Origin of the sequence: Nocardioides sp. Root240, from assembly GCF_001428825.1 — a bacterium.
Lineage (GTDB): Bacteria > Actinomycetota > Actinomycetes > Propionibacteriales > Nocardioidaceae > Nocardioides.
On record NZ_LMIT01000010.1, the window covers coordinates 807,362 to 814,585 of the forward strand.

The 7,224-nt window shown below is 73.4% G+C and carries 6 protein-coding genes; 2 read left to right on the plus strand and 4 right to left on the minus strand.

What is annotated here, in order from left to right; translation table 11 throughout:
- The first annotated feature begins 55 nt into the window (after positions 1-55).
- Entirely contained in the window at positions 56-601 is a 546-nt protein-coding gene (locus ASE20_RS13750) for an RNA polymerase sigma factor (protein WP_056895076.1), read from the plus strand.
- A 172-nt stretch (positions 602-773) separates the two neighbouring features.
- Here the strand turns inward: ASE20_RS13750 and ASE20_RS13755 are convergent, their stop codons facing one another.
- Complete coding sequence (locus tag ASE20_RS13755) at positions 774-3,605, minus strand: hypothetical protein (RefSeq protein ID WP_056895077.1); 2,832 nt, start codon at positions 3,603-3,605, stop codon at positions 774-776.
- 101 nt (positions 3,606-3,706) lie between these two features.
- Here ASE20_RS13755 and ASE20_RS13760 point away from each other — a divergent pair, with 101 nt between their 5' ends.
- Positions 3,707-4,618 (plus strand): hypothetical protein, encoded by a 912-nt coding sequence (locus ASE20_RS13760; RefSeq protein WP_056895078.1) that lies wholly within the window; start codon positions 3,707-3,709, stop codon positions 4,616-4,618.
- Positions 4,619-4,627: 9 nt separating this feature from the next.
- Here ASE20_RS13760 and ASE20_RS13765 read toward each other — a convergent pair whose 3' ends face one another.
- The 3 genes from ASE20_RS13765 to ASE20_RS13775 are packed head-to-tail and all read right to left on the minus strand — an operon-like array spanning position 4,628 to position 7,018.
- Positions 4,628-5,638: a hypothetical protein gene (locus ASE20_RS13765; RefSeq protein WP_056895079.1), complete on the minus strand. Its 1,011-nt coding sequence runs from the start codon at positions 5,636-5,638 to the stop codon at positions 4,628-4,630.
- Positions 5,635-6,333: a hypothetical protein gene (locus tag ASE20_RS13770; protein ID WP_056895080.1), complete on the minus strand. Its 699-nt coding sequence runs from the start codon at positions 6,331-6,333 to the stop codon at positions 5,635-5,637. The genes ASE20_RS13765 and ASE20_RS13770 overlap by 4 nt, the downstream gene beginning before the upstream one ends.
- Before the next feature lie 34 nt (positions 6,334-6,367).
- Complete coding sequence (locus ASE20_RS13775) at positions 6,368-7,018, minus strand: TetR/AcrR family transcriptional regulator (protein ID WP_056895081.1); 651 nt, start codon at positions 7,016-7,018, stop codon at positions 6,368-6,370.
- Positions 7,019-7,224 lie beyond the last annotated feature (206 nt).

The following is a 7,224-nucleotide window of genomic DNA, read 5'->3' on the forward strand; positions in this document are numbered from 1 at the left end:
TTGTGCCTGACGGAGCAGGGTGCAAACGCCACGCGCCCGACTCGGGGAGGCTGTCATGGAGGAGCTCGATCTCGACGAGGTCGCGCTGCGCGCTGCCGCGGGCGACCGCGACGCACTCGAGGACCTGCTGGCCGCGATCCAGCCGCGGGTCCGCCGCATCTGCGGACGGATGCTGCTGCACCCGCAGGACGCGGAGGAGGCCACGCAGGACGCGCTGCTCCTGGTGGCCACCAAGATCGGCACCTTCGCCGGGCGCAGCAAGTTCACGACTTGGCTGCACGCGGTCGCGTCCAACAGCGCGCGCTCGACGTACCGGACCCTGAAGCGGCGCTCCGCCGAGCACGCGGTCGACGAGATGCCCGTGTACGCCGACCCGCGCACGACGAGCGTCATCGCCGGCAGCCGGCTCGACCTGCTGGAGGCGCTCGAGGTGCTCGCCACGAGCCACCCCGAGCTCGTCGAGCCGCTCGTGCTGCGTGACGTGCAGGAGCTCGACTACAACGAGATCGCGCGCCTGCTCGACACCCCGCTCGGCACGATCAAGTCCCGCATCCACCACGCGCGCCAGGCCGTGCGGCCGCTGCTGCGCGTGCACGACTGACCGCTACTGGTTCGGCGCGCGGGAGTTTCGTCGTCCAAGTACGTGAGTTTCACCGGCCGGCCGGTGAAACTCATGGTTGGACGACGAAGTTTCCTCGTCCAAGCGTGAGTTTCGTCGTCCAAGTACGCCAGTTTCACCGGCCGGCCGGTGAAACTCCCATTTTCTCGCGCCGCTACTGGTCCGGCGCGCGCAGCGCCACCGTGCCCGTCGTGTCGGCGATCTGGCACTCCGACGGGTGCTGCGAGCGCACCCCGACGTCGTACGACGCCCCCTGGAGCCGCGTCACGACGTCGGACCCCGACGGCATCCGCACGCCGCGTCCCGACCACGTGCGGCCGTCCTGCGACGAGGGCTCCAGCCTGATCAGGAAGCTGCCGTACGGACCCACGGACTGCACGCCCGCGCGGTGCGGGTCGTGCACGACGACCTGGCAGAACAGGCCGGTCGGGTCGGCGTCGGCCTCGACGACCGAGGCGACGACGTCGACGGTCAGCGGGTCGGTCCGTCCGCGCGGGTCGGCGGTCATCGTGAAGCCCTTGATGTCCGGGAAGGACGGCAGGCCGCTGGCGTCGGCGAGGGCCCGCTCGGCGTCGGCGGTCGCGCGCTCGCGGACCTCGCCGATCAGCAGGTGCGCCACGGCCAGGCACGGGTCGGCGGCGGAGCCGAGCACCGGGGCGTCCAGCGCCTCGCCCGCCGAGGCCAGCGCGGTGTCGAAGCCCGCGGGTGCCTTCGCGGTGTCGCAGGGCACGCCGAGCTGCTTCATCACCTCGACCGCGAGCTGGTCGAGCTCGCCGGCGGCGATCGCCTCCAGCTGATCGGTGGTCGGCAGCGACGGCGGCAGGCCGACCGAGGCGAGGACGGCGGTGACCGCGGCGCGGGTCGCGAAACCGACGACCGTCTCGCACCCGCTGCCGGCGCCGCCGTCCGCAGCACCGAGCGCGACGCAGAGCGGGTTGTACTTCGCGATGGCGGAGACCACCCCGTCGATCACGCCGTTGTAGGCGTAGGACACCAGCTCGTAGACCTGCACGACCACGCCCACGACCACACCGGCCGCGTCGACGACGAAGTCGACGACGTCGCAGTACCAGGCGTCGCAGCCCTTCGGTGGCGGGAAGGCGCCCGGGCACCAGGTGCCGTCCTGCGGGTAGAACTGGCTGGCGACGTAGGTCGTCAGGTCGCCCTTGACGCCGCCGTAGCCGTACGACTCGTAGGTGGGCCGCGTGGCCAGCGTCCACGGGACGTCGACGATCAGGCAGCCGACGGCCTTCGGGTTCGGTGCCCGGCCGGCGTCGAGGTACAGGTTCTCGACCTGGAAGTCGACGCCGGTGCCCTTCGACTGGTGGACCGGCAGGTGCACGAGGACGTCCGGCGATGCCGCGGCCGGGCCGGTCTCGGTCACGACCCGCACGTAGACCGTGCTGCCCTCGACCGGCAGCTCGACCGGCGGGCTCGGATCGGTGAGAGCGCTCACAGGCACCAGCGAGGCGTACGCCGGCGTGCTCGCCAAGGTCCCCGTCGGGACCGGGGGCTTGAGCGCCACCGCGGTCCCCTTCGGTACCGCGCCTCCCTCGGGCTCGGCGTCGGCACGAGGGATGTCTGCGGTGTCGACGGTGAACGTGCCCTTCGCGTCGCCCTCGGAGACGCCGGAGGCGAGCAGGCCGGACGGCGAGAGCGCGAGGTCCGACGTGCGGGAGTCGAGCGCGAGCACCTGCCAGCGCACCCGCGTCGCGGCGGGCGAGGCGGCGGTCCAGGTGAAGGTCAGCTCCTGGTGCTGCGAGCCCAGCTGGATCCCGGTGCGCTCGCCATCGGGCGTGCTCACGGTCAGCGACACCGCCGACGGCTCCCCGACGATGCTCGCCAGCGAGCGGTCCGAGGGCACCCGCAGCTGGCCGGTCGCGACCCGCCGCGGGAACTCACCGGACTGCCACACCTCGAGCTCGAGCCGACGCCCGTCGAGGGCGGGCAGCAGGTGCGCGATCGAGGTCTTCGTGCCGGCGTCGAGCGCCTCGTCCTGAGAGGCGGGGACGCGGATCCACGGCCGGCCGTCGACGGACAGGTGGAGGAAGACGCCGGAGGCCGCCTTCGGGATCGTGAGGACACCGTCGACGACCGACGCGTCGCCGGTCCAGCCGTAGCCCTGGGCGCAGCGGTCGGGGACGGTCACCTCGACGGTGCCGGAGTCGCGTCCGCCCGAGCGGGCGAAGAAGGCATGCGTGCCCGGCGACAGGTCGCGGACCGTGCTGCGCACCTCGACCCAGCCCGACGTCGAGCCGCCGCCACGGTAGTAGGTGATGGCAGCGCTCACACCCTCCGCATGGAGCTCCACACCGCAACCACTCGCCTGCGCGCTCAACGTGAACGGACCGAGGGATGCGGCGGGGCCCACGGTGATCTCGTCACCGTCGACCAGCGACGCCCCGGCGTCGGGCGCCACCTTCACGACGAGAGCGCCACCACGGATCCCACCGACCAGTGCCGACACGGGGACGCCGAGCCGCGCGGCCACGTCGCGCGGGCGCTCGTCCTCCAGCACCGGTACGACGACCGGCACGTCCACCTCGCCCGGCGCCGCGCCGACCAGCACGGCGACCGGCGCCGTCTCCGCCACCTTGCCGTCGCCGTCGGTCACGACCGCGTGCACGGTGTGCTGCCCGACGCTGAGCGCGGGCAGCGCGAGGTCGAGCGCGCCGCCCCTGCCGGCCCGGTCGGTGCCGAGTCGGACCTCGTCCACGACCCGGCTGCCGTCGTACAGGGTGACGGAGGTGGTGCCGGCGTCGCTGAAGCCCTCGGCGGTGAACCGGAAACGGGAGCCGATCCGGCCGCGGTCGGTGCCGTTGAGCGAGAGCGTGCTCGGGAAGGGCATCGCGGCGTAGCGCGGCGGCTCGGCGGCGGCGGGTTCGTCGTCCCCGCCGCGGCGGTCGAGGACCAGGACGGTCACGCCGACGGTGAGCAGGGACCAGGCGACCACGTGGGCGACCCAGGCCCAGACCCGACGAGGCATGGCGCGAGAGTAGGCCCGCGCAACCCGCTCCGGGCCGGTCTCGCGCGTGATTACGACGAATCCCTACCCACGCCGGCCTTCCGGCGTCGTACGGTCGGGCCATGGGTTGGGTTGCCGCCGCGGCCTCGGGCGTCGCAGCGACGGTCGGCGTCGCCACCTTCGCGCTCGGGACGCTGGGATCCGACGACGTCGGCGACCAGTCGGTCTGGATCGACGGTCCGCTCGCGGGCACGCAGGTCGCGCCGGGGGCGGTCGTTGTGAGCGCTCACGCGACGGCCGAGACCCCGATCGACGACCTGGTGCTGGAGGTCGACGGCGAGCAGGTCGCCGAGGCCGGGGACGTGGAGCGCAACGGCAAGCTCGTGTTCGCGACGTTCGACTGGGACGCGGCCGCCGGCGAGCACACGCTCGTCGTGCTGCGCGACGGGGACCACGACGCCCGGTCGGCCGAGCGGCTGGTCTACGTCGGCGTGCCCGGCGTGCCCGCGCCGTCCGCCTCCCCGACGCCCTCCGCCTCGGCCACCCCGTCCGCCTCGCCCAGCGCGTCGGAGACCCCCACGGAGTCCGCGAGCCCGACCGAGAGCGTGTCGCCGACCGAGACGACCGCGACCCCCGAACCCTCGGACCCGACGACCCGGCCGACCAGGAAGCCGCCGACGACACCGACGACGAAGCCCACCCCGACGGCCGATCCGCCGACGCTCGATCGCGCAGGGATGTCGTCGGTCTCCGGGGAGCTGAAGGTCTACCAGTTCGCCGGGTGTCCCTACGTCGTGACCGTCACGGCACTGACCACCAACGCGACGAGGGTCCGCGCGATCGTCAGCGGCACCGGGGCGTCGTTCAACCTCGCCGACCAGGGCGGCGGCGCGTGGTCCGGCACCATCACGTCGGGCTACGACGCCAGCCAGGTCGGCAGCCACACGGTCACGCTCGAGGCGACCGGCCCCGGCGGGAAGGTCAGCAGGTCGGCGGGGACCCTGGACATCCGGGCCGGCTGCCCGAAGGACTGAGCCGCCGGCTCAGCGCGAGGTCCCGAGCACCCCGACACCCTTCGCGGTGCCGGCCTCCGTGCACCTGCTCGACAGGTCGCACACGTGCACCGTCGTCTGCTGCGCGCCGTCCGGGCCGGTCACGGTGACCACCTCGAGCCGCTCGTCGTCGAGCATCGCCACGTCGAAGACGTCGTCCGGCAGGTCGACCTGCGCGACCCGCTTGCCCGTCGCGGCATCGAGCACGTTGACCTGCTTCGGCATCCCCTCCGGCCGGGTCGAGGCGAGGGTGACCACCCGCGTCCCGTCCGGCGAGTACGGCGATGCCGCGCCCAGACCGCCCGGGCACGAGCGCCACAGGTCCGGCTCCTCCTGGGCAGGGCCACCGAGCACGCAGTCCTGGGAGAGCCCGACCCGGAGGCCGACGTACCGGCTGCGGTCGGGGGCGAACCGGCCGTCCCCGATGTCGCGGCCGACCATGGTCAGGTCGGTGCCGTCGAGGTTCGAGCGGTAGTACGTCGTGCCGACCGGCGACCAGCCCGTGATCACCGCGTCGCCGTCGAAGAGGGCCGTCCCCTCGGGCGATCCGGGGTCCGGCGGCGGTGCGACCCTGGTGGTGTCGCCGGACGTGAGGTCGGTGACGACGTAGCTCTCGCCATCCGGACCGAGACCGACGTGGTGGGTGCCGTGGGCGTCGATGTCGCCGTACCCGTTGGTCTCCGCGAGCACGGCGACCGAGCCGTCGGGGTCGACACGCAGCACCCGCGGCTTCGCATGGGTGCCGTCCGGCATGTCCTGGAGGACCCAGTGGTCGTCGATCCGCTCGAGGCCGGTGACGAACCCGACGCCCTCCAGAGGTACGACGGTGTCGCCGTCGTGGAGCTCGGTGGAGGTCGTCCACAGCGGCTGGGCGAGCGTCGTCCCCGCGGTCTTGTCGTCGGCGCCGTCGTCGGCGCCGACCGTGAGCGCCGTACCCGCACCGCCGGCGATGCCGATCACGGCCGCCACGGTCAGGACCACGCCCGCACGCCGGTCGATCACGACGCGCTCCCCAGCACGAGGTTGCCCTCGGCCTCGAGCAGCGTCGTGCAGGTGCCGGTCGCGACCTTGCAGCGGCGGAGCGCCACCTTCGCCGTACCGTCGCTGCCGGTGGCGACGTAGACCGTGGCGTCGTCGGCTCCCCATGCGGCGGCGAGGCGGTAGCCGCCGGGGTCGAAGCGGTGGACGACCTCGCCGGTGCCGGCGTCGCGGACCACCAGCTCGGACGGCGGCGGCCCGTCGTCGACGAGCATCCCGGTCAGCAGCAGGTCGCCCGAGGGCGACCGGGGCGCCCAGGCCGCGGGGCCGGACTCCCCGTCGGTCGCGGCCTCGCGCTCCTCCTCGCCCGGTACGCCGGTCGGCCGCGTCGTCCCGTCGTCGGCGACGTGGACGGCCTTCAGTGCGTCGGTGTCGCCGCTCGAGACGAGCACGTAGCCGTCGCCGTCGTGCTCCACGGCGACGACGAGGTCGGCGTCCACGCCGTCCGCCTCCACCTCCGAGTCGCCGTCGTGGATGGTGCCGTGGAGGAAGTAGAGCGGCCCGTCGCCGGCCGGACCGGAGGCGTCGACCGGGGTCGTGTCGCGGACCTTAACGTCGCTCCCACCGGTGTCGTCGCCCGAGGCGAGGGCGTAGCCCGCGCCGCCGGCGATGCCGAGGGCAGCGGCGGCGGTGACGGAGGCGATCGCGAGACGGTTCATGACGGGTGGGATGCGCGCGGGCGCGCTTTGGTTGTCAGCCTCGCAGGAACTGCGGCGCCAGGCCCGCACCCACGGCCGCGAGGTGCTCGACCAGCTGGTCGGTGTCGGCCTCGATCAGGCCCGAGCGCCAGGCCAGCATGGTCTCCACGAAGCCGCCGATGCCGGTGAGCACGGCGACCCGGAAGCCGACCTCGTCGATGTCGTCGCGCAGGTAGGGGCGGGCCAGGTCGATCATCAGGGTCACCGCCAGCTGGATGGTCTCGCGTCGGCGCTGCTCGAGGACCGCGCTGCCCGCGTGGTCGCCGAAGACGATCTGCGCGCGCTGCGGCTCGTCACCGATGTGGTGGACGACGGCCGACAGCGCGGCGTGCAGCTGGTCGAGCGGGCCCTCGTCGGCGTGCGGCGCGATGGCCGCCAGCATCATGGCCAGGGTCTCGTCGCGCATCTGGTCCCAGAGCGTGGCGAGCAGGGCGTCGCGGTCGGAGAAGCTCTCGTAGAAGTACCGGTCGGTGAGACCGGCCCGCGCACAGACGCCGCGCATCGTGACCGCGGCCCAGCCGCTCTCCTGCCAGATCTCGAGGGCGGCGGCGACCAGGGCCTCACGGCGCTCGCTGCGGCGTTGCTCGGCCGACTTCCCGCCGTACCGGCGACGAGGAGCGGGCGCTGCGGCCGCTGCATTTTCCACGGGTACATCTTGACGGCATGTGCCTTCAGAATGCAATCTGCAGGCATGCGCCTTCAGAAACAGGCCCGTGGCTCGGTGCGGAGCCGGATCGCGGCCGAGGCCACGGCCCGGACCCTGCGCCCGCTGACCGCCTTCGTCCCCGCCAACCGGTACGGCGTGCGCTTCGCGCGGCACCTGGTCGCCGGCAGCCTCGCCGTGTTCGGCCC

Bases quoted from the DNA above. Each gene is read 5' to 3' on its own strand.
- ASE20_RS13760 (WP_056895078.1), top strand. From the start codon at position 3,707: ATGGGTTGGGTTGCCGCCGCGGCCTCGGGCGTCGCAGCGACGGTCGGC.
- ASE20_RS13770 (WP_056895080.1), bottom strand. From the start codon at position 6,333: ATGAACCGTCTCGCGATCGCCTCCGTCACCGCCGCCGCTGCCCTCGGC.
- ASE20_RS13755 (WP_056895077.1), bottom strand. From the start codon at position 3,605: ATGCCTCGTCGGGTCTGGGCCTGGGTCGCCCACGTGGTCGCCTGGTCC.
- ASE20_RS13750 (WP_056895076.1), top strand. From the start codon at position 56: ATGGAGGAGCTCGATCTCGACGAGGTCGCGCTGCGCGCTGCCGCGGGC.